Origin of the sequence: Citrobacter sp. On2M, assembly GCF_018035235.1 — a bacterium.
In the GTDB taxonomy this organism is placed as follows: Bacteria; Pseudomonadota; Gammaproteobacteria; order Enterobacterales; family Enterobacteriaceae; genus Citrobacter; species Citrobacter meridianamericanus.
The window spans coordinates 70,148-92,780 of record NZ_WPCV01000009.1; the positions used below are offsets into that span (position 1 = coordinate 70,148).

A 22,633-nucleotide genomic window follows, 5' to 3' on the forward strand; every position below is an offset into this window, starting at 1 on the left:
TACACTTCCTACCTCTTGTAATTCATGCCGAACATTGTGACGCAACATGGCGCCGATAATAATGACGATTTTATCCGACCGCACGTTAGGATGAATCGTAAAAGCAAAACGCCACGTAAAAACGTGGCGTTTTCAGATGATGCCTGAATCAGGAACGCTTCATCATATCGAAGAAGTCGTCATTGGTCTTGGTCATCGCCAGCTTGTTAATGAGGAATTCCATTGCGTCGATTTCACCCATCGGATGGATGATTTTGCGTAGGATCCACATTTTCTGCAGCTCTTCCTGAGTGGTGAGCAACTCTTCTTTACGGGTACCGGAACGGTTGTAGTCGATAGCTGGGAAGACGCGTTTTTCAGCAATCTTACGAGAGAGATGCAGTTCCATGTTGCCGGTACCTTTAAACTCTTCGTAGATAACTTCATCCATTTTAGAGCCGGTATCGATCAGCGCAGTCGCGATGATGGTCAGGCTACCGCCCTCTTCCACGTTACGCGCCGCACCGAAGAAACGCTTCGGACGATGCAGGGCGTTGGCATCAACACCACCAGTCAGCACTTTACCGGAAGCCGGAACCACGGTGTTGTACGCACGCGCCAGGCGGGTGATGGAGTCGAGCAGAATGATAACGTCTTTCTTGTGCTCAACCAGGCGTTTCGCCTTCTCGATAACCATTTCCGCAACCTGAACGTGACGGGATGCTGGTTCGTCAAAGGTAGAAGCCACAACTTCACCTTTAACCAGACGCTGCATCTCGGTCACTTCTTCCGGACGTTCGTCAATCAGGAGCACCATCAGCACACAGTCCGGATGGTTGTAAGCAATGCTCTGCGCGATGTTCTGCAGCAGCATGGTTTTACCCGCTTTCGGCGGAGCAACAATCAGACCACGTTGGCCACGACCGATCGGCGATGCCAGATCCAGTACACGCGCCGTTAAGTCTTCAGTAGAACCGTTACCACGTTCCATACGCAGACGAGAGTTTGCGTGCAGCGGCGTTAAGTTCTCAAAGAGGATTTTGTTACGGGCGTTTTCTGGTTTGTCGTAGTTAACTTCGTTAACTTTCAACAGCGCAAAGTAGCGTTCACCTTCTTTCGGCGGGCGAATCTTACCAGAGATGGTATCACCAGTGCGGAGGTTGAAACGGCGGATTTGGCTGGGAGAAACGTAGATGTCATCAGGACCGGCGAGGTAGGAGCTGTCTGCAGAGCGGAGGAAACCAAATCCATCCTGCAATATCTCCAGCACACCGTCACCAAAGATATCTTCGCCACTCTTTGCGTGCTGCTTCAGGATGGCAAAAATAATGTCCTGCTTGCGCATACGAGCCAGGTTTTCAAGGCCCATATTTTCGCCGAGAGTGATCAGCTCAGAAACCGGCGTATTCTTTAATTCGGTAAGATTCATAATGGTGTGAGTTCTTAAACTTGGGGTAAATCTCGAACTTAATGTTGTGAATGGTATGGCAGGGTCATCCATGCCTGTTTACGGCCATCAAACTCATGTCTGTTCGCTGTCTGGTCACAGGAAAGTACGCAGAACTGAAACGACAAGACGGATTGAGCGATAAGCCAGGAATCTGTCCACTTCCTGCGCGAGAAACAACGGGAAGTATTGGATATAACTAGATTCAAACTTAATAAGGTATGTTTAATACGAAGTCAACACTAACTTAGCACGACTCAAGTCGGGCGTCCAGTCATCCGAATCATTTCGAAGTATGGTCGCCCGATCATGAGACTTCCTTACGCTAAATTAGCGTCGAGGAATTCTTTCAACTGACCTTTGGACAGTGCGCCGACTTTAGTCGCCGCAACTTCGCCGTTTTTGAACAGCAGCAGGGTCGGGATGCCACGGATACCATACTTCGGCGCGGTGCCTGGGTTTTGGTCAATGTTCAGTTTAGCAACCGTCAATTTGCCCTGATATTCGTCAGCGATTTCATCCAGAATTGGAGCGATCATTTTGCACGGACCGCACCACTCTGCCCAGAAATCAACGAGGATAGCTCCGTCCGCTTTGAGTACATCCGTGTCAAAACTGTCGTCAGTCAGGTGAATAATTTTATCGCTCATATTAACTCCACAGGAATAAGCCTGGTGCGTTGGTGTACCCTTAATCAACGACGTGTTGATGTAGCATTAACCAACTAAAGGTTGACTTTATTTCACCGGATACGCTTTCGTAAAGCAATAGTAAGCTGATATTCTACCACACTATGAGCAAAACACATTTAACAGAACAGAAGTTTTCCGACTTCGCCCTGCACCCAAAGGTGATCGAAGCCCTTGAAAACAAAGGGTTTCATAACTGCACGCCCATTCAGGCCCTCGCGCTGCCGCTAACGCTGGCAGGTCGTGATGTTGCAGGGCAGGCGCAAACCGGTACCGGAAAAACGATGGCGTTCCTGACGTCAACGTTTCATTATCTTCTCTCTCATCCCGCGATTGACGATCGCAAGGTGAACCAACCGCGTGCGTTAATTATGGCGCCAACGCGTGAGTTAGCCGTGCAGATCCACGCCGACGCCGAGCCGCTGGCACAGACCACCGGTCTGAAATTAGGCCTGGCTTATGGCGGCGACGGTTACGATAAACAGCTGAAAGTGCTGGAAAGCGGCGTCGATATTCTTATCGGCACGACCGGTCGTCTTATCGACTATGCAAAACAGAACCACATTAACCTGGGCGCGATTCAGGTCGTGGTGCTGGATGAAGCAGATCGTATGTACGATCTGGGCTTTATTAAAGATATCCGTTGGCTGTTCCGTCGTATGCCGCCAACCACCCAACGTCTGAACATGCTGTTTTCTGCAACCCTCTCTTACCGCGTTCGCGAACTGGCGTTTGAACAGATGAATAACGCCGAGTACGTTGAAGTCGAACCGGAACAGAAGACAGGTCATCGTATTAAAGAAGAACTCTTCTATCCTTCCAACGAAGAAAAAATGCGTTTGCTGCAAACGCTGATTGAAGAAGAGTGGCCAGATCGCGCTATCGTCTTTGCTAACACTAAGCATCGTTGTGAAGATATCTGGGGTAGTCTTGCCGCCGATGGTCATCGCGTTGGTCTACTGACCGGTGACGTAGCGCAGAAAAAACGTCTGCGTATCCTTGATGAGTTCACTCGTGGCGATCTGGATATTCTCGTTGCGACTGATGTCGCCGCGCGCGGTCTGCATATCCCAGCCGTAACGCATGTATTCAACTATGACCTGCCGGATGACTGTGAAGATTACGTTCACCGTATCGGTCGTACCGGCCGTGCTGGCGCGAGCGGTCACTCGATCAGCCTGGCCTGTGAAGAATACGCGCTGAATTTACCCGCTATCGAGACCTATATTGGCCACTCGATTCCGGTTAGTAAGTACAACCCGGATGCGCTGATGACCGATCTGCCGAAGCCGTTACGTTTAACGCGCCCACGCACTGGCAATGGCCCACGTCGTACCGGTGGTGCTCCGCGTAATCGTCGTCGTTCAGGTTAACGTAAGATATGCTCACAACCACTTCGCTGTACGCCGCAATCGATTTAGGCTCGAATAGTTTTCATATGCTGGTTGTGCGCGAGGTGGCGGGAAGCATCCAGACGCTCACGCGTATTAAACGCAAGGTGCGTCTGGCCGCTGGACTCAACAGCGACAACGTTCTCTCCGCTGAAGCCATGGAACGCGGCTGGCAATGCCTGCGCCTGTTTGCTGAACGCCTGCAGGATATCCCGCAACCGCAAATCCGTGTGGTCGCCACGGCAACATTGCGCATCGCGGTAAACGCCGATGTCTTTATCGCTAAAGCGCAAGAGATCCTCAGCTGCCCAGTCCAGGTCATCAGTGGTGAAGAAGAAGCGCGTCTGATTTATCAGGGTGTTGCTCACACCACTGGCGGTGCCGATCAGCGTCTGGTCGTTGATATTGGCGGCGCCAGTACCGAACTGGTTACCGGCTCAGGTGCCCAAACAACCTCTCTGTTCAGCCTGTCAATGGGCTGTGTCACCTGGCTTGAACGGTACTTCACCGATCGTAATCTGGCACAGGAAAACTTTGACGAAGCCGAGAAAGCGGCTCGTGAAGTTTTGCGCCCCGTCGCCGACAAACTGCGTTTTCATGGCTGGAAAGTTTGCGTCGGTGCCTCCGGTACCGTCCAGGCGTTGCAGGAAATCATGATGGCGCAGGGTATGGATGAGCGCATTACGCTGGCCAAACTTCAACAGCTTAAGCAACGTGCTATTCACTGCGGTCGCCTGGAAGAGCTGGAAATCGAAGGGTTAACGCTGGAACGCGCGCTGGTTTTCCCCAGCGGATTGGCCATTCTGCTCGCCATTTTCACTGAGTTGAATATTCAATGCATGACCCTGGCCGGCGGCGCACTGCGTGAAGGTCTGGTTTACGGTATGCTACACCTGCCTGTCGATCAGGATATTCGCAGCCGCACGCTGCGTAATATTCAGCGTCGCTTTATGGTCGACACCGATCAGGCGAACCGCGTCGCACAGTTGGCTGTACATTTATTCGATCAGGTGAAAGATGAGTGGCATCTTGAGGCCATTAGCCGCGAACTGCTGCAAAGTGCCTGTCAGTTGCATGAAATAGGGCTGAGCGTGGAATATAAGCAGGCTCCGCTGCATGCCGCCTGGCTGGTGCGTAATCTCGATCTTCCGGGCTTTACTCCCGCACAGAAAAAACTGTTAGCCACGCTGTTACTCAACCAGAGCAATCCTGTCGATCTCTCTTCGCTGCACCAGCAAAACGCTGTGCCACCGCGCATTGCGGAGCACCTTTGCCGTTTACTACGTCTGGCGATCATCTTCGCCGCACGCCGTCGCGACGATTTAGTGCCACACATCATCCTGCAAGCTCAGGATGAAAATCTGACGCTAACGTTGCCGGAAGGCTGGCTGGAACATCATCCATTAGGTAAAGAGTTAATCGATCAGGAAATCCAGTGGCAAAGCTATGTCCACTGGCCTCTGGACGTTCATTAACGCGGAATAGGCTACTTCAGCCCACTGGCTAAAACCCATCCTTCAGTCACCTTATGCGTCACCGGATGGGTATAGCGAACAAAGGAAAAGCCCGCGTACGCAGACCGATTTACCATCTGAACTTTGTCGTCAGCAATGATGAATGAATTATCTTCGCGAAGGCAGGCTTTATCCGGCGCATCATAGAAATAGAGGCGCGGTTGAGTCTGAGCGACTTTACGCTCAACAAACTCTTCCGGCGCAGGATTCTTTAACCCCGATTTATCCCTGGCATCGTTGCATACCAGATCGACCGCCTCCAGATGATTGGCTTCTATCCAACCAACGTAACCACCGTATCCTGCCAACAAATAACCATGTGAATCGTTACCCCGCACAGACTCATAAAACTTTTGCGTTTCTTCATCCCGGGCAATGCTGAACCCCGTTCTGGATACGATATCACCGGGTACGATAAAAATTGATTCACTGCGGCACTGCGCTACCGGAGCGGCATAGAACCAGGCGCGAGACTTACCCGTCAACGCATAACGCGGGAAATCAATGGTGGCATCCAGTTTCAGTTTCTGATTTAAATCCTGACATTCCCGCATACGGGTTAAACATTGTTGAAAGTGTTTGCCTTTTTGCGGGTCAAATTGCAGTTGTTCATCATTAATGTCCGTCAGGATATTTTTAGCCGGATGATAAGTCACCCAGCCAAGATGCCCGGCTCCGGGGGTATCCGGGGTGCTTTTTTTCCGCCGATCAAACAATTGGAGCATAACGTTACTCTCATCATCTTCTTCGGCTTCAATACGTAAATCTTTCGCACCAACATGCTCTGCAATCATTAATGGCTGATTACTGCTGGCAACCATATTCACCATCGACACAGAACAATAGTCAAAAAACTCAAATCTATCTGTTGCAGACGCCGTTGCGGTATAGAACATCCCTGACAAAATGACCAATACAAACTTCAACATCTCATCAACCTCCCTGTTGTGCTGGCTGCCGGATGACGCTTATACGCCCTGGAAAATATCTACTTCTCTTTTGCTTTCGCCATCATCGCCCGAATATTGGCGATGCTGGCCTGTCCCTTTTGCATCCGCTCCTCGGCGCTTACCACTTTACGCTCCTGTTCCCAGATAACGTCATCTTGTGGCAGTTCCAACAAGAATCGGCTCGGTTCTGGTCTCACCAGCTCACCGTACTGGCGGCGCTCTTTGCACAGCGTGAAGATAAGTTCCTTCTGCGCACGCGTAATTCCGACGTAAGCCAGACGACGCTCTTCATCGATGTTGTCTTCATCAATGCTGCTCTGGTGCGGCAAAAATCCTTCTTCCATTCCCACCATAAACACGTAAGGGAACTCCAGCCCCTTTGAGGCATGCAGCGTCATCAACTGCACCTGATCCAGCTCTTCTTCGCTCTCTCCGCGCTCCATCATGTCGCGCAGGGTAAAGCGGGTAACGACCTGAGTCAGGGTCATGGGTTCTTCCAGCTCACTGCCTTCCAGCATCTCCGTCATCCAACTGAACAGGGTGTTGACGTTTTTCATACGCATCTCTGCCGCTTTCGGGCTCGGCGAGGTTTCATACAGCCAGGATTCATAATCAATGCCGTGGATCAAATCGCGCACGGCGGCAACCGGCTCGCGCTCCGCCAGGCGTTGGATTTCACCCAGCCAGTGCGTAAAACGGGTCAGAGAATCATACCCACGTCCGGTCAGTGTCTGGCTAAGCCCCATATCAAAGCTGGCGGTAAACAGGCTTTTGTTGCGGGTCATCGCCCATTCACCGAGCTTTTGCAGCGTGGCAGGACCGATTTCACGTTTTGGCGTGTTTACGATGCGTAAAAATGCGCTGTCGTCATCCGGATTGCTCAGCACACGCAGGTAGGCCAGCAGATCTTTAATCTCCGGACGCGAGAAGAACGACGTTCCACCAGAAATTTTGTACGGGATGCGGTTCTGCATCAAAAATTTTTCAAATACCCGCGACTGATGATTACCGCGATACAGGATGGCGTAGTCTTTATATTGCGTCTTGTTCACAAAGTGATGGGCAATTAATTCCCCGGTGACGCGTTCCGCTTCATGCTCTTCATTATTCGCACTCAGCACCTTCAGCTCAGCCCCATAGCCCAGCTCGGAGAAAAGCCGCTTTTCAAAGACGTGCGGGTTGTTAGCAATGAGAATGTTCGCCGCCTTCAGGATACGCCCGGAGGAACGGTAGTTTTGCTCCAGCTTCACCACCTGTAGCGCCGGAAAATCTTTGCTTAGCAGTACCAGGTTCTGCGGACGCGCGCCGCGCCAGGAGTAAATAGACTGATCGTCATCACCCACCACGGTAAAGCGCGCACGTTGCCCCACCAGCAGCTTCACCAGCTCGTACTGGCTGGTGTTGGTATCCTGGTATTCATCCACCAGCAGGTAGCGGATTTTGTTCTGCCAGCGCTCGCGCACCTCTTCATTACGCTGAAGCAGCAGCGTCGGCAGTAGGATCAGATCGTCAAAGTCCAGCACGTTGCACGCCTTCATATGCGCGTCGTACAGGCCATAGCAGTGAGCAAAAATGCGATCGCGCTCGCCTTTCGCACTGGCCGCCGCCTGTGCCGGGGTCATCAGATCGTTTTTCCAGTTGGAGATCGTCGAGATCAGCTGTTGAAGAATAAGTTTATCGTCTTCAATTAACCCTTCGGTCAGTTCCTTAAGCAGGGTCACCTGATCGGTATCGTCAAATAACGAGAAGTTCGACTTCATCCCCAGCGCCGCATATTCGCGCTTTATGACGTCCAGTCCCAGCGTGTGGAATGTGGAGATCATCAGCCCACGCGCCTCTTTACGACCCAGCGTTTGCGCCACGCGCTCTTTCATCTCGCGCGCAGCCTTATTGGTAAAGGTCACGGCCGCAATATGGCGTGCCTGATAACCACATTCACGGATCAGATGTGCGATTTTGTTAGTGATAACACGCGTCTTGCCGGAACCCGCCCCCGCCAGCACCAGGCAAGGTCCGGTGACGAATTCGACGGCTTGTTGTTGTCCGGGGTTCAAACGCATAAAGGGTCACTCATGAAAGTCGGGAGGGGAGAATAACAGCGTGGTAGTATAGCCAGCCTTAACCACCCCACTCAAGGCACGATCATGGCAAAAACAGCAGCAGCAGTGCATATCCTTGTTAAAGAAGAGAAACTGGCACTGGATCTTCTGGAACAGATTAAAAACGGCGCCGACTTCGGCAAACTGGCGAAGAAACACTCTATCTGCCCATCAGGTAAACGCGGCGGTGATTTAGGCGAGTTCCGCCAGGGCCAGATGGTTCCGGCGTTCGATAAAGTCGTCTTCTCTTGCCCTGTACTGGAGCCGACCGGCCCGCTGCATACCCAGTTCGGTTATCACATCATTAAAGTGCTGTACCGTAACTAATAAAAAGCCCGGAGTATCAACCTCCGGGCTTTTTTTGCCTGATGGCGTTATGCTTATCCAGCTACGGCAATGCGCTTCATATCGGTCATGTAGCCACGCAGTTTCTGGCCTACTTTCTCGATTTCATGGCTACGGATCGCGTCATTCACGTCGCGCAGCTGCGCGTTGTCTACAGCGCCTTCGGCAATCGCTTTGCCCAGGTCGCCAGTCTGCAGAGTCGTCATGAACTCTTTCAGCAGCGGTACGCAAGCGTAAGAGAACAGGTAGTTACCATATTCTGCTGTATCGGAGATAACCACGTTCATCTCGTACAGACGCTTACGAGCGATGGTATTCGCGATCAGCGGCAGCTCGTGCAGCGATTCGTAGTACGCAGATTCTTCGATAATGCCGGAATCGACCATGGTTTCGAACGCCAGCTCAACGCCCGCTTTCACCATCGCGATCATCAGTACACCTTTATCGAAGTACTCCTGCTCACCGATTTTACCTTCAAACTGTGGGGCGGTTTCGAACGCGGTTTTGCCGGTCTCTTCACGCCAGGTCAGCAGTTTCTTATCATCGTTGGCCCAGTCAGCCATCATGCCGGAAGAGAATTCACCGGAAATAATGTCGTCCATGTGCTTCTGGAACAGCGGCGCCATGATCTCTTTCAGCTGCTCAGAGAGCGCGTAAGCACGCAGTTTCGCTGGGTTGGACAGACGGTCCATCATCAGGGTGATCCCACCCTGCTTCAGCGCTTCGGTGATGGTTTCCCAGCCGAACTGAATCAGTTTTTCCGCGTAAGCCGGGTCGGTCCCTTCTTCCACCAGCTTGTCGAAGCACAGCAGAGAACCGGCCTGCAACATGCCGCACAGAATGGTCTGCTCACCCATCAGGTCAGATTTCACTTCCGCCACGAAGGAGGATTCCAGCACGCCCGCACGGTGACCGCCGGTGGCTGCTGCCCACGCTTTGGCGATAGCCATGCCTTCGCCTTTCGGATCGTTTTCCGGGTGAACGGCGATCAGGGTCGGAACGCCGAAACCACGTTTGTATTCTTCACGGACTTCGGTGCCCGGACACTTCGGCGCCACCATCACTACGGTGATGTCTTTACGGATCTGCTCGCCCACTTCCACGATGTTGAAACCGTGGGAGTAACCCAGCGCCGCACCGTCTTTCATCAGCGGTTGTACGGAACGTACCACGTCAGAGTGCTGCTTATCCGGGGTCAGGTTAACCACCAGGTCAGCCTGCGGGATCAGCTCTTCATAGGTCCCGACTTTGAAGCCGTTTTCGGTCGCTTTGCGCCAGGAAGCACGCTTCTCAGCAATCGCTTCTTTACGCAGGGCATAAGAGATATCCAGACCGGAGTCACGCATGTTCAGTCCCTGGTTAAGACCCTGTGCGCCACAGCCGACGATGACCACTTTTTTACCCTGAAGGTAGCTTGCGCCATCGGCGAATTCGTCGCGGCCCATAAAGCGACATTTGCCCAGCTGTGCCAACTGCTGGCGCAGGTTCAGTGTATTAAAGTAGTTAGCCATGGTGGTGTACTCCGTGATGTTGTGTTGTGGTGCTTATTATTCGGTTCGCGTTTCAGCGGGATTAGACTCACATTACAACAGGAAATTTATTGCGGAAATTGATATATTCACAACGTCACATTGCAATATCTGCAACGTCAAAATAAAGAGGCTCGCCGGTGGATTTACGCGATCTGAAAATGTTCCTGCATCTGGCAGAAAGTCGCCATTTTGGCCGCAGCGCGCGGGCGATGCACGTCAGCCCTTCCACGCTTTCGCGCCAGATCCAGCGCCTGGAAGAAGACCTCGGCCAGCCGCTGTTTGTGCGCGATAACCGCACGGTCACCCTGACCGAAGCAGGTGAAGAGCTGCGCGTATTCGCCCAGCAGACACTGCTGCAATACCAGCAGCTGCGCCACACCCTCGATCAACAGGGACCGTCGTTGTCTGGCGAGTTACATATCTTCTGCTCTGTCACCGCCGCGTACAGCCACCTGCCGCCAATCCTCGACCGCTTCCGCGCCGAGCATCCTTCGGTGGAAATCAAGCTCACCACTGGCGACGCCGCCGATGCGATGGACAAAGTGGTCACCGGCGAGGCCGATCTGGCGATTGCCGGTAAGCCCGAGATGCTGCCCGGCGCGGTGGCGTTTTCGATGCTGGAGAATCTGACGGTCGTATTGATCGCCCCGGCACTGCCCTGCCCGGTGCGTAATCAGGTTTCCGTCGAGAAACCCGACTGGTCGACGGTGCCGTTTATCATGGCCGACCAGGGGCCGGTACGCCGCCGTATTGAGCTGTGGTTCCGCCGCCACAAAATCAGCAACCCGTCGATTTACGCCACGGTGGGCGGTCATGAAGCGATGGTCTCGATGGTGGCGCTCGGCTGCGGCGTGGCGCTGCTGCCGGAAGTTGTGCTGGAAAACAGCCCGGAGCCGGTGCGTAATCGCGTGATGATTTTAGAGCGCAGCGACGAGAAAACACCGTTCGAGCTGGGGGTCTGCGCGCCGAAAAAGCGGCTGCATGAGCCGCTAATTGATGCGTTCTGGAAAATTGTTCTGGAGCGTAAATCCACCGAGTAGCGCCAGCATCAGGCCTAAAATCAGTGGTAGATTCAGTATTGGCACTCCTTTTCTGTATAATGTCACGTGCCATAATAGATGTGGGGGGCTTGTTAACCATCACGTTTAGCAAGCCAGAACAGACGGTGTCATTGCGCACTTGACAGCGAAAATACAAACTTAATTAGCCATCATTATGATAATCAAACCAAAAATTCGTGGATTCATCTGTACAACGACCCATCCGACTGGCTGCAAAGTCAATGTGGAAAAACAGATCGATTATGTGAAGAAAAACGGGAAAATCGCTAACGGCCCTTCCCGCGTGCTGGTCATCGGTGCTTCCACCGGTTACGGTCTGGCGTCCAGAATTTCCGCCGCCTTTGGCAGCGGTGCCGCCACTATCGGCGTATTTTTCGAAAAACCAGGCACGGAAACCAAACCGGGTTCCGCGGGCTGGTATAACTCTGCAGCCTTCGATGAAGCCGCTAAGCGCGAAGGCCTGTACGCCAAAAGCATCAACGGCGACGCGTTCTCCGACGAGTGCCGTGATGAAGTCATCAAACTGATCAAAGAAGATCTGGGTCAGATTGATCTGGTGGTTTACTCGCTGGCTTCCCCGGTGCGTAAAATGCCGAAAACCGGTGAAATCGTCCGTTCGGCGCTGAAGCCAATCGGTGAGGTTTACACCTCTAAAGCGATTGATACCAACAAAGATCAGATCATCACCGCCAGCATTGAGCCGGCAACGGAAGAAGAAGTTCAGAACACCGTTACTGTGATGGGCGGTGAAGACTGGGAACTGTGGATGGGCGCGCTGAGCGAAGCGGGCGTGCTGGCTGATGGCGTGAAAACCGTGGCCTACTCCTACATCGGAACCGACCTGACCTGGCCAATCTACTGGCACGGCGCGCTGGGCAAAGCAAAAGAAGACCTCGACCGCGCGGCAGGTGCGCTGCGTGATCAGCTGGCTCCGCTGCACGGTTCTGCGAACGTTGCCGTACTGAAATCCGTGATCACTCAGGCATCTTCTGCGATCCCGGTAATGCCGCTGTACATCTCTATGGTCTTCAAACTGATGAAAGCGCAGGGGATTCATGAAGGCTGTATCGAGCAGATCAACCGTCTGATGACCACCAGCCTGTACGGCGACAAAGTGGCGCTTGATGACAACCAGCGTATCCGTATGGATGACTGGGAACTGCGCGAAGACATTCAGCAGGCATGTCGCGATCTGTGGCCGCTGATCACCACCGAAAACCTGGCGCAAGAAACTGACTATGCAGGGTACAAGCAAGAATTCCTGAACCTGTTCGGTTTTGGCCTCGACGAAGTGGATTACGATGCTGACGTGAACACCGAAGTCGAATTCGACGTCATCACGCTGTAATTTGCAGATACAGTTGCAAAAAGGGTTCATGTGAAAACATGAACCCTTTTTTAATGGCGACTGCTAACCCGCGAGGAAAAAACGGAACGCCGGGTTATGCGTTTCATCGTGACAATCATAGCCCAGTTCGTTCAGCCGCGTTTCGAAATCAGGCTCGTGCTCACCCAACTCAAACGCCGCCAGTACACGACCGTAATCGGTGCCGTGACTGCGGTAGTGGAATAATGAAATATTCCAGTGCGTACCCAGGGTATGCAGGAATTTGAGCAACGCCCCTGGCGATTCGGGGAATTCAAAGCTGAACAGACGTTCCTGCAAGGGTTTCGACGGACGGCCGCCAACCATATAGCGCACGTGCAGCTTCGCCATTTCGTCGTCAGACAGATCCACCACGCTGTAACCGCCGTCACTAAGCAACTGGAGGATTTCTTTACGTTCTTCCAGACCACGACTCAGGCGTACGCCGACAAAAATGCAGGCATCTTTGGCATCGGCAAAGCGGTAGTTAAACTCGGTCACCGAGCGTCCACCCAGCAACTGGCAGAACTTGAGGAAGCTGCCTTTTTCTTCCGGGATAGTGACTGCCAGCAGCGCTTCGCGCTGTTCTCCCAACTCACAGCGTTCAGACACGTAGCGCAGGCCGTGGAAGTTAACGTTCGCACCTGACAACACATGTGCCAGTCGTTCACCGCGAATATTGTGCTGGGCGATGTACTTTTTCATCCCTGCTAATGCCAACGCCCCGGAAGGTTCCGCCACCGCACGCACGTCTTCGAACAGGTCTTTCATTGCCGCGCAGATTGCATCGCTATCAACGGTAACGATGTCGTCGAGGTATTCCTGGCACAGACGGAAAGTTTCATCGCCGATACGCTTCACCGCCACACCTTCAGCAAAGAGACCCACACGCGGAAGATCGACCGGTTGTCCGGCATCCAGCGCCGCTTTCAGGCAGGCGGAATCTTCAGCTTCCACGGCAATCACTTTGATCTGTGGCATCAGCTGTTTGATCAACACCGCCACGCCTGCCGCTAATCCGCCGCCGCCTACCGGGACAAATACGCGGTCGAGGTGAGCATCCTGTTGCAATAACTCCAGCGCCAGCGTGCCCTGCCCGGCAATCACCATCGGATGGTCAAACGGCGGAACCCAAGTAAAACCCTGCTGCTGCGACAGCTCAATCGCTTTGGCTTTGGCTTCATCAAAATTCGCGCCGTGCAACAGCACTTCTCCACCGAAGCCGCGTACGGCATCAACTTTGATATCGGCGGTAGCCGTTGGCATGACAATCAGTGCCTTCACGCCTAATCGCGCAGAAGAGAACGCGACACCTTGAGCATGATTACCCGCCGATGCGGTGATGACCCCATGCGCTTTTTGCTCTTCGGTCAGGCCCGCCATCATGGCGTAGGCTCCACGCAGCTTGAAGCTGTGAACGGGTTGACGGTCTTCGCGCTTGACCAGAATCACGTTATCAAGGCGCGAAGAGAGCTTTTCCATTTTTTGTAGCGGCGTTACCTGCGCCGCTTCGTATACCGGCGCACGCAGTACCGCTCTGAGATACTCAGCGCCCTCAGGAGCACCGGATAGAGGTTGTGAATCCGCCATGATCATTATCCCCCGAGTTTTGACTTATCGCGCACCGCGCCTTTGTCGGCGCTGGTTGCCAGACTGGCATAGGCGCGTAGCGCAAAAGAGACCTGACGCTGACGATCTTTAGGCGTCCAGGCTTTGTCACCGCGTGCTTCCTGCGCTTCGCGACGCGCAGCGATTTCCGCATCACTTAGTTGTAACTGGATACCGCGATTCGGGATATCAATAGCAATCATGTCGCCATCTTCGATGATCGCAATGTTGCCACCGCTGGCCGCTTCCGGGGAAACGTGGCCGATAGACAGGCCGGATGTGCCGCCGGAGAAACGTCCGTCGGTGATCAACGCACAGGCTTTGCCAAGGCCCATCGATTTCAGGAAGGTGGTTGGGTAGAGCATTTCCTGCATGCCCGGCCCGCCTTTCGGTCCTTCGTAACGAATGACAACCACGTCGCCCGCCACCACTTTGCCGCCAAGGATCGCCTCAACCGCGTCATCCTGGCTTTCGTACACTTTCGCCGGGCCGGTAAATTTCAGGATGCTGTCATCCACACCTGCGGTTTTCACGATACAGCCGTTTTCCGCGAAGTTACCGTAGAGTACCGCCAGACCGCCGTCTTTACTGTAAGCGTGTTCCAGCGAACGGATACAGCCTTCGGCACGATCGTCATCCAGCGTGTCCCAGCGGCAGTCCTGCGAGAACGCCTGGGTGGTACGGATGCCCGCCGGGCCAGCGCGGAACATTTTTTTCACCGCATCATCTTTGGTCAGCATCACATCATACCGATCAAGCGTTTGCGGCAGAGTCAGTCCCAGCACGTTTTTCACGTCACGGTTCAGCAGCCCGGCTCGGTCCAGTTCGCCTAAAATACCCAGTACGCCGCCTGCGCGGTGCACGTCTTCCATATGGTATTTCTGCGTGCTCGGCGCCACTTTACACAGCTGTGGGACTTTGCGGGACAGCTTGTCGATATCACTCATGGTGAAGTCGATTTCCGCTTCCTGTGCGGCCGCCAGCAGGTGCAGAACGGTGTTGGTGGAGCCGCCCATGGCGATATCCAACGTCATGGCATTCTCAAACGCCGCCTTGCTGGCAATATTGCGCGGCAGCGCAGAAGCATCATCCTGCTCATAGTAGCGTTTAGTCAGCTCAACGATGCGTTTACCCGCGTTAAGGAACAACGTTTTACGGTCGGCGTGAGTCGCCAGCAGCGAACCGTTACCCGGCTGCGATAAACCCAGCGCTTCGGTCAGACAGTTCATGGAGTTTGCGGTGAACATCCCGGAGCATGAGCCGCAGGTCGGACAGGCAGAACGTTCAACCTGCTCGCTCTGCGAGTCGGAAACTTTCGGGTCAGCGCCTTGAATCATCGCATCAACCAGGTCGAGCTTGATAATTTGGTCAGAGAGCTTGGTTTTCCCGGCTTCCATCGGGCCGCCGGAAACAAAGATCACCGGAATGTTCAGGCGCAAGGAGGCCATTAACATCCCCGGGGTAATTTTGTCGCAGTTAGAGATACAGACCATCGCATCGGCGCAGTGAGCGTTAACCATGTACTCAACGGAGTCAGCGATCAGCTCGCGCGACGGCAGTGAATACAGCATGCCCCCGTGGCCCATGGCGATACCATCATCCACAGCAATGGTGTTGAACTCTTTTGCCACACCGCCTGAGGCTTCGATTTGTTCGGCAACCAGCTTACCGAGATCGCGCAGGTGGACATGGCCCGGCACAAACTGGGTAAAAGAGTTCACTACAGCAATAATCGGTTTACCGAAATCATCATCGGTCATCCCGGTGGCGCGCCACAGTGCGCGGGCACCCGCCATATTGCGGCCGTGGGTGGTGGTAGCAGAACGATACTTAGGCATGCTTGATTAACTCCCGTCTGTCTAATAATTGGGACGGTGCGTGCCGTCCCAAATTTATGTTTATTGATTAACCTGATCCAACCAGCCGTATTTATCTTCCGTTTCACCGGTGAAGAGGCCAAAGAAGGCCTGCTGGATGCGTTTGGTGACCGGACCACAGCGGCCTTCGCCCACCTGGATACCATCGACGCTACGTACTGGGGTGATTTCGGCCGCAGTACCGGACATAAATACTTCGTCGGCCAGGTACAGCGATTCACGGGAAAGCACCTGCTCACGCACTTCAATATTGAGATCTTTCGCCAGCTTAATGATCGCGTCACGGGTGATACCCGGCAGGGCGGAAGAAGTAAATGGCGGAGTAAATAAAATGCCGTCTTTTACTTCAAACAGGTTTTCGCCCGCGCCTTCTGAGATGTAGCCATTCACATCCAGCGCAATACCTTCCTGGTAGCCATGACGACGCGCTTCGCTACCCACCAGCAGTGAAGACAAATAGTTACCACCAGCCTTGGCAGCGGTAGGGATAGTATTCGGTGCAACGCGGTTCCAGGAAGAAACCATCGCGTCGATCCCCTGTTCCAACGCTTCAGCTCCGAGGTAAGCCCCCCACGGGAACGCGGCGATAATCACATCAGTGGTGTAACCCGCTGGCGGGTTAACGCCCATCCCTACATCGCCAACAAACACCAGTGGACGGATATAGGCGCTGGTCAGGTTGTTTTTACGAATCACTTCGCGGCACGCTTCCATCAGCTCATCAACGCTCTGAGATACCGGAAAACGATAGATCTTGGCTGAATCACGCAGACGCTGCATATGTTCACGATGACGGAACACCACCGGCCCTTTGTGAGAATCGTAGCAACGAATACCTTCAAATACGGAAGTACCGTAGTGCAGCGCGTGGGACATCACGTGGACCTTCGCGTCTTCCCAACGAATCATCTCGCCATTAGACCAAATGTAATCAGCTTTTTTCGTCGTCATTTTTCTTCCTTTTGCGCTCAGGCGCGGATTTGTTGTGATGTGGTTGTGCTCTGACAGATGGCAACATGTGCAACATCCACCAGTTTACTTAACTGACTAAACAGTAAGTCGACCGACCGGGGGCTGGCAACGGTCAATTCGATATTTATATTCTGCGCATCGCTGGCGGCTTCCATATTCATGGAGCACACCTGAAAACCACGATGGCGTACCACGCGTAAAACACGTTCTAACGTTTCCGGATTGAAACGAGCCTCAACGGCGACCTGATGTTGCATCATGATAATTTCTCCAGCATTTCTGAGTTGCTGGCGCCAGGTGGCACCAGAGGCCAGACATTCTCAAGTTCGTCGATTGAGACATGAAGCAGATATGGCCCCTCGCTGTTCAGCATGGTGTCGAGTGCCGCTTCAACCTGGTCTTTACGGGTGATGTGCTGACCAGGTATGCCGAAAGCGCTGGCCAACATGAGGAAATCGGGGTTATCGGTAAGGGTAGTTTCGCTATAACGTTCCTGAAAAAACAGCTGCTGCCATTGTCGCACCATGCCTAACCGCTGGTTGTCGAGTAAAACTATCTTCAGTGGCAACTGCTTGCGTTTTACGGTGCCCAGCTCCTGTACATTCATCATGAAGGAACCGTCACCGGAGATACAGATTACCGTATCATTCGGGCGAGCAACCTGCGCGCCAACCGCAGCAGGCAAGCCAAAGCCCATCGTACCCAAGCCGCTCGACGTGATAAAATTTTCCGGGCGGGTGTAGGTCATATGCTGTGCCGACCACATCTGATGCTGACCAACATCCGTTGTTACTACGCTGTCGGCTGGTTTGCGGTCTGAAAGCTGTTTCAGCAATAACGGCGCATAAATAGCTTCGCCCGGATGGTCATAGCGCCAGGTATGCTCTGTGCGCAGCTCAGCACTGTACTGACGCCATTCGTCAATCTTCAACGGTTGCTGTAATGCCGGCAGCAACGCATTTAAATCGCCTTGCAGCGCCACGTGCGCCTGGCGCAGTTTATTCATTTCTGCCGGGTCGATATCCATGTGGATCACGCTGGCGTTCGGTGCGAAAGTATTCAGCTTACCGGTCACCCGGTCATCAAAACGTGCGCCAACTGCAATCAGTAAATCACACTCTTGCACTGCGAAATTTGCAGCTTTAGTACCGTGCATTCCCAACATACCCAAATAGTATGGGTAGTTAGCATCTACTGCGCCCAGGCCTTTCAGCGTACAGGCGACCGGCATTTGGGTAAGCATAATAAACTCACGCAGGGCCGGAACTGCCTGCGCCATGCCTACGCCGCCACCTACGTACAGGATCGGTTTTTGCGCCTGCGCCAGCATGTTACGCGCCTGCTCAACATCAGCGTGCGGGAAAGCCTCAACGTTTTCGACGGTCGTAAAATATGGCTCCAGCGAACCGCTGGCTAATTGGATGTCTTTTGGGATATCAACCAGAACCGGGCCCGGACGACCGGAATTCGCCACGGCGAAAGCCTCAGCCATGATGCGCGGCAGTTCTTCCAGTGATTGCACCAGAAAACTGTGTTTGGTGCAGGACAGAGACATACCCAGAACATCAACTTCCTGGAATGCATCCGTTCCGATGAAAGGTGATGCCACCTGACCGGTGATCGCCACCACAGGAACAGAATCTAACAGCGCATCGGCAAGTCCGGTGATCAGGTTAGTAGCACCAGGACCGGAAGTGGCGATACAAACGCCGGTTTTACCCGTCGCTCGGGCATAGCCAATCGCCGCCATCGCTGCGCCCTGCTCATGTCTGCACAACAGGTGTTCTACGCCGCCGTCATACAGCGCATCGTAAACCGGCATAATTGCGCCACCGGGATAACCAAAGACGGTTTGAACCCCTTGTGCACGCAACGCATGTACCACCCACTGTGCCCCATTCATAGTTACATCCCCGCCGTAAATCTTGAGAAACAGAATTTTATGCTGATATTCACTTTCTGCTCCTCGTTTAAGTTTTTAAGGTCAAAAAAAACCCCCGAACCTTTCGGTGCGGGGGTCTTAGTTCGTTAAGGCTTGTTTTCTAAGCCTTTCCTCGTCCAAGTGCAGCCCCGCACGGTGGGATAATAATCACCACCACGCTAATCACGACCAGGCTAATCACTCGTAGAAGGGCTGTCATTTTTGTATTTTCTTGCATCTTGTTCGAAGGAATACCTAAAGAGTTACCATAGAATTTGCAAATGACACAAGATATTTTTTTATTCGTTTTTCTGACGCCATTAACGGTTTAGATAAATATTGTTGTTTTTTATACAAAAAATCAAAAATGAAAATATTTCACGTTTCAGGTAATTCTCAGCAGCCCGATCCCCAATAAAAAGTCTATTCAAAAGCATTTGCGGGCGTCATCCCAGACTAGATGCAACTTATTGTGAATTACACTAAAACACATGAATCAGCACCTAAAAGGCGTAATTATGTAAAATCTTGCCGCGATGTATTGCGACATAATACTGTCATCAGGAGGCATTATGTCACTATCGATCATTCATACACGCGCCGCGTTGGGCGTAAATGCACCCGCCATTACTGTCGAGGTACATATCAGCAACGGCCTGCCCGGTTTAACCATGGTGGGGCTGCCGGAAACGACGGTGAAAGAGGCTCGCGATCGGGTACGCAGTGCGATAATTAATAGCGGGTATGAATTCCCGGCAAAGAAGATAACCATAAATCTCGCTCCAGCCGATCTTCCGAAAGAAGGGGGGCGATATGATTTACCTATCGCTGTTGCGCTTCTGGCCGCTTCTGAGCAGCTTACAACCCATAATCTCGATGCATATGAGCTGGTCGGTGAATTAGCGCTTACAGGCGCGTTACGCGGCGTTCCCGGCGCGATATCAAGCGCAACCGAAGCCATTCGTGCAGGCAGGAGAATTATTGTCGCCACAGAGAATGCCGCTGAAGTTGGACTGATACACGGCGAAGGATGCCTGATCGCAGATCACCTGCAGACCGTATGCGCATTTCTCGAAGGTAAGCACGATTTAGACAGGCCCTCAACCGCAGATTTTACGCCCGACGCATTCGCCGACGACCTGAGCGATATTATCGGCCAGGAACAGGGTAAACGCGGGCTGGAGCTTACCGCAGCTGGCGGTCATAACCTCTTGCTCATTGGCCCGCCGGGTACGGGCAAGACCATGTTGGCCAGTCGCCTCAGAGGTCTGCTCCCACCGCTTAGCAACGATGAAGCGCTGGAAAGTGCTGCGATACTCAGTCTGGTTAATTCCGAAACGATACAAAAACAATGGAAGCAACGCCCTTTTCGTTCACCACATCACAGTGCTTCATTAACGGCCATGGTCGGTGGAGGCTCTATTCCTGCACCAGGCGAGATCTCTCTGGCGCATAACGGCATACTGTTTCTGGATGAACTACCCGAGTTTGAACGGCGTACGCTGGATGCCTTGCGCGAACCCATCGAGTCCGGGCAGATCCATCTATCCCGCACCAGAGCAAAAATAACCTATCCCGCGCGCTTTCAACTTATAGCAGCGATGAATCCAAGCCCTACAGGCCATTATCAGGGGAATCATAATCGCTGTACTCCAGAACAGACGCTGCGCTACCTCAATCGACTGTCAGGACCATTTCTCGATCGCTTCGACCTCTCCCTCGAAATCCCCTTACCACCGCCCGGCATACTCAGTCAGAGCGCAGTGAAAGGGGAAGATAGTGCAACGGTTAAGCAACGCGTTATAGCAGCACGAGAGCGTCAGTATCTGCGGCAAAATAAGTTAAACGCGCACCTGAACAGCCAGGATATTCATAAATACTGCCCACTGCACAGCGACGATGCTCAATGGCTGGAAGAAACGCTCGCGCATCTCGGATTATCTATCCGCGCCTGGCTGCGTCTGATAAAGGTCGCTAGAACGATTGCGGATATAGAACAATGTGATCGCATCTCTCGCCAACACTTACAGGAAGCCGTTGGATACCGGGCGATAGACAGGTTACTCATTCATTTGCAGAAACTACTGGCATAAAAAAAGGGCTTTCGCCCTTTTTTATTAATCATCAGATTCGGTGTAGTCTTCTGCGCCTTCCACCTGAGGTTTCCCACCAGAAAGCGTGTGGAAGCGTTTTGGACGCTTAATACGCGTCATGTATTTAGACCACACGCGTTCAGCTTCAGTAACCGGCTCACGTTCACCACGGCATACCGCAACAAACAGTTTCTCTTCTTCAGTTACCGGCTCACGCTTACCCAGATCCAGCTCGTTGAAAGCATAACCGTGACGCTCAAGCAGTTGTGCTTCTTTAATGGTGAAATCACCATGACGGGAGAATCCGCGGGGATAATATTTATTATCGAAATATCGATTAGTCGTCGTAAAGCTTTCCGCCATCCTGCACGCTCCTAATTCTTTGGCCGAGCTATTTATGGCGCGGAGTATTAGTTACGCTTGACAGAGCGTCAAACAAAAGATTTAAATCATAACGACAAATTATTTTATGGAGCGAGTTGTGGATACGGAATTGTTAAAAACTTTCCTGGAAGTTAGCCGGACACGCCACTTTGGCAGGGCTGCTGAAGCGCTCTATCTGACCCAGTCAGCGGTTAGTTTTCGGATCAGACAGCTGGAAAATCAATTGGGTGTAAACCTGTTCACTCGACACAGAAACAATATCCGTTTGACCGCCGCAGGTGAAAAATTATTGCCTTACGCTGAAACCCTGATGAATACGTGGCAAGCAGCACGTAAGGAAGTTGCGAATACCTCGCGGCATAACGAGTTTTCTATCGGCGCCAGCGCATCTCTCTGGGAGTGCATGCTTAATGACTGGTTGAGACGTTTATATCAATCTCAGGAGCCACAGTCCAGCCTGCAGTTTGAAGCGAGGATCGCTCAGCGCCAGTCATTGGTAAAACAGCTTCATGAACGACAGCTTGATCTACTGATTACGACCGAAACGCCCAAAATGGACGAATTTAGCAGCCAACTGTTGGGATATTTCACGCTGGCGCTCTATTGTAGTTCTCCATCGCAAACCAAAGATGAACTGAACTATCTACGTCTGGAATGGGGACCCGATTTTCAACAACACGAAGCGGGATTGATCGCGGGAGATGAAGTGCCGGTACTCACCACCAGTTCAGCTGAACTGGCCAGGCAACAGCTTTCTGTGATTAAGGGCTTTAGCTGGCTTCCTGTCAACTGGGCCAAAACCAAAAGCGATCTCCATACGGTTACCGACAGTACAACGCTATCTCGCCCTTTATATGCAGTTTGGCTGCAAAACAGCGATAAACATGCACTGATCTGCGATCTATTGAGAACAAATATTCTGGAAGATTAAGGTAAATACTGGCAAGGATGCCGGGAGTAAAAACAGAAGGAAGACAATGTTGAATTGCACGAAAAAAAAATCCTTAGCAAGAATGCTAAGGATTGTTTCTGGCAGGGGCGGAGAGACTCGAACTCGCGACACCCGGTTTTGGAGACCGGTGCTCTACCAACTGAGCTACGCCCCTAAATTTTCTTATCATTAAGCCTGCTTGATAGCAGGCTTAATCTTCTAATAAGTGGCGGAACGGACGGGACTCGAACCCGCGACCCCCTGCGTGACAGGCAGGTATTCTAACCAACTGAACTACCGCTCCACCGAATTTCTTTGTCACTACCCGGATTATACATCCCGGTTTACTGCAATTTGATGCCTGGCAGTTCCCTACTCTCGCATGGGGAGACCCCACACTACCATCGGCGCTACGGCGTTTCACTTCTGAGTTCGGCATGGGGTCAGGTGGGACCACCGCGCTACAGCCGCCAG

General features: G+C 52.6%; 20 protein-coding genes, 2 tRNA genes and 1 rRNA gene. 7 read left to right on the forward strand and 16 right to left on the reverse strand.

From position 1 onward, the window contains the following. Positions 1 to 148 precede the first annotated feature (148 nt). The 3 genes from rho to trxA form a co-directional block, all read right to left on the reverse strand. A complete protein-coding gene (gene rho, locus On2M_RS23745) occupies positions 149 to 1,408 on the reverse strand; it encodes a transcription termination factor Rho (protein WP_002437993.1) in 1,260 nt (419 codons plus the stop codon). 64 nt (positions 1,409 to 1,472) lie between these two features. After that, positions 1,473 to 1,616, reverse strand: a complete 144-nt coding sequence (locus tag On2M_RS24350) for a hypothetical protein (RefSeq protein WP_252839018.1) — start codon at positions 1,614 to 1,616, stop codon at positions 1,473 to 1,475. Positions 1,617 to 1,746: 130 nt separating this feature from the next. Continuing rightward, entirely contained in the window at positions 1,747 to 2,076 is a 330-nt protein-coding gene (gene trxA / locus On2M_RS23750; protein WP_001280776.1) for a thioredoxin TrxA, read from the reverse strand. Positions 2,077 to 2,219: 143 nt separating this feature from the next. Here trxA and rhlB point away from each other — a divergent pair, with 143 nt between their 5' ends. Both rhlB and gppA read left to right on the forward strand, forming a co-directional pair. Next, the gene (gene rhlB / locus On2M_RS23755) at positions 2,220 to 3,488 is read left to right on the forward strand and encodes an ATP-dependent RNA helicase RhlB (protein WP_187254145.1); all 1,269 of its coding nucleotides are present in this window, start codon (positions 2,220 to 2,222) and stop codon (positions 3,486 to 3,488) included. An 8-nt stretch (positions 3,489 to 3,496) separates the two neighbouring features. Then, positions 3,497 to 4,981, forward strand: a complete 1,485-nt coding sequence (gppA, locus tag On2M_RS23760; protein WP_187260250.1) for a guanosine-5'-triphosphate,3'-diphosphate diphosphatase — start codon at positions 3,497 to 3,499, stop codon at positions 4,979 to 4,981. Between the two features lie 11 nt (positions 4,982 to 4,992). On the opposite strand, the gene On2M_RS23765 is transcribed toward gppA, so the two are convergent. After that, positions 4,993 to 5,949: a hypothetical protein gene (locus tag On2M_RS23765; RefSeq protein ID WP_151217277.1), complete on the reverse strand. Its 957-nt coding sequence runs from the start codon at positions 5,947 to 5,949 to the stop codon at positions 4,993 to 4,995. Between the two features lie 59 nt (positions 5,950 to 6,008). Further along, on the reverse strand, positions 6,009 to 8,030 hold the full coding sequence (rep, locus tag On2M_RS23770) for a DNA helicase Rep (RefSeq protein WP_210905540.1): 2,022 nt from the start codon (positions 8,028 to 8,030) through the stop codon (positions 6,009 to 6,011). An 84-nt stretch (positions 8,031 to 8,114) separates the two neighbouring features. Between rep and ppiC the strand changes: the two genes are divergently transcribed. Continuing rightward, positions 8,115 to 8,396 (forward strand): peptidylprolyl isomerase PpiC, encoded by a 282-nt coding sequence (gene ppiC / locus On2M_RS23775; RefSeq protein WP_003017999.1) that lies wholly within the window; start codon positions 8,115 to 8,117, stop codon positions 8,394 to 8,396. Positions 8,397 to 8,449: 53 nt separating this feature from the next. Here the strand turns inward: ppiC and ilvC are convergent, their stop codons facing one another. Beyond that, positions 8,450 to 9,925: a ketol-acid reductoisomerase gene (ilvC, locus tag On2M_RS23780; protein ID WP_151217281.1), complete on the reverse strand. Its 1,476-nt coding sequence runs from the start codon at positions 9,923 to 9,925 to the stop codon at positions 8,450 to 8,452. Between the two features lie 158 nt (positions 9,926 to 10,083). On the opposite strand from ilvC, the gene ilvY reads away from it, so the two are divergent. Together ilvY and fabV are read left to right on the forward strand one after the other, a co-directional pair. Next, a complete protein-coding gene (gene ilvY, locus On2M_RS23785; RefSeq protein ID WP_151217283.1) occupies positions 10,084 to 10,986 on the forward strand; it encodes an HTH-type transcriptional activator IlvY in 903 nt (300 codons plus the stop codon). Between the two features lie 175 nt (positions 10,987 to 11,161). Beyond that, entirely contained in the window at positions 11,162 to 12,355 is a 1,194-nt protein-coding gene (fabV, locus tag On2M_RS23790; RefSeq protein WP_187254141.1) for an enoyl-ACP reductase FabV, read from the forward strand. A 63-nt stretch (positions 12,356 to 12,418) separates the two neighbouring features. Here fabV and ilvA read toward each other — a convergent pair whose 3' ends face one another. The 6 genes from ilvA to ilvL form a co-directional block, all read right to left on the reverse strand. Continuing rightward, a complete protein-coding gene (gene ilvA, locus On2M_RS23795) occupies positions 12,419 to 13,963 on the reverse strand; it encodes a threonine ammonia-lyase, biosynthetic (RefSeq protein WP_151217287.1) in 1,545 nt (514 codons plus the stop codon). A gap of 5 nt (positions 13,964 to 13,968) precedes the next feature. Continuing rightward, on the reverse strand, positions 13,969 to 15,819 hold the full coding sequence (gene ilvD, locus On2M_RS23800) for a dihydroxy-acid dehydratase (protein ID WP_003844609.1): 1,851 nt from the start codon (positions 15,817 to 15,819) through the stop codon (positions 13,969 to 13,971). A 60-nt stretch (positions 15,820 to 15,879) separates the two neighbouring features. After that, on the reverse strand, positions 15,880 to 16,809 hold the full coding sequence (locus tag On2M_RS23805; protein ID WP_151217290.1) for a branched-chain amino acid transaminase: 930 nt from the start codon (positions 16,807 to 16,809) through the stop codon (positions 15,880 to 15,882). Between the two features lie 17 nt (positions 16,810 to 16,826). After that, entirely contained in the window at positions 16,827 to 17,090 is a 264-nt protein-coding gene (gene ilvM / locus On2M_RS23810; protein WP_003018017.1) for an acetolactate synthase 2 small subunit, read from the reverse strand. Then, entirely contained in the window at positions 17,087 to 18,733 is a 1,647-nt protein-coding gene (ilvG, locus tag On2M_RS23815; protein ID WP_210905541.1) for an acetolactate synthase 2 catalytic subunit, read from the reverse strand. The genes ilvM and ilvG overlap by 4 nt, the downstream gene beginning before the upstream one ends. Before the next feature lie 139 nt (positions 18,734 to 18,872). After that, the gene (gene ilvL, locus On2M_RS23820) at positions 18,873 to 18,971 is read right to left on the reverse strand and encodes an ilv operon leader peptide (protein ID WP_001311244.1); all 99 of its coding nucleotides are present in this window, start codon (positions 18,969 to 18,971) and stop codon (positions 18,873 to 18,875) included. A 352-nt stretch (positions 18,972 to 19,323) separates the two neighbouring features. Between ilvL and On2M_RS23825 the strand changes: the two genes are divergently transcribed. Then, a complete protein-coding gene (locus On2M_RS23825) occupies positions 19,324 to 20,844 on the forward strand; it encodes a YifB family Mg chelatase-like AAA ATPase (protein WP_210905542.1) in 1,521 nt (506 codons plus the stop codon). Between the two features lie 24 nt (positions 20,845 to 20,868). Here On2M_RS23825 and maoP read toward each other — a convergent pair whose 3' ends face one another. Next, positions 20,869 to 21,207: a macrodomain Ori organization protein MaoP gene (maoP, locus tag On2M_RS23830; protein ID WP_003018025.1), complete on the reverse strand. Its 339-nt coding sequence runs from the start codon at positions 21,205 to 21,207 to the stop codon at positions 20,869 to 20,871. A 106-nt stretch (positions 21,208 to 21,313) separates the two neighbouring features. Between maoP and hdfR the strand changes: the two genes are divergently transcribed. Next, entirely contained in the window at positions 21,314 to 22,159 is an 846-nt protein-coding gene (gene hdfR, locus On2M_RS23835; RefSeq protein WP_151217296.1) for an HTH-type transcriptional regulator HdfR, read from the forward strand. Positions 22,160 to 22,258: 99 nt separating this feature from the next. Here hdfR and On2M_RS23840 read toward each other — a convergent pair. The 3 genes from On2M_RS23840 to rrf form a co-directional block, all read right to left on the reverse strand. Beyond that, positions 22,259 to 22,334: transfer RNA gene (locus On2M_RS23840), tRNA-Trp, on the reverse strand. Positions 22,335 to 22,386: 52 nt separating this feature from the next. After that, a tRNA-Asp gene (locus tag On2M_RS23845) sits at positions 22,387 to 22,463 on the reverse strand. Between the two features lie 55 nt (positions 22,464 to 22,518). Beyond that, positions 22,519 to 22,633: ribosomal RNA gene (gene rrf / locus On2M_RS23850) — 5S ribosomal RNA — on the reverse strand.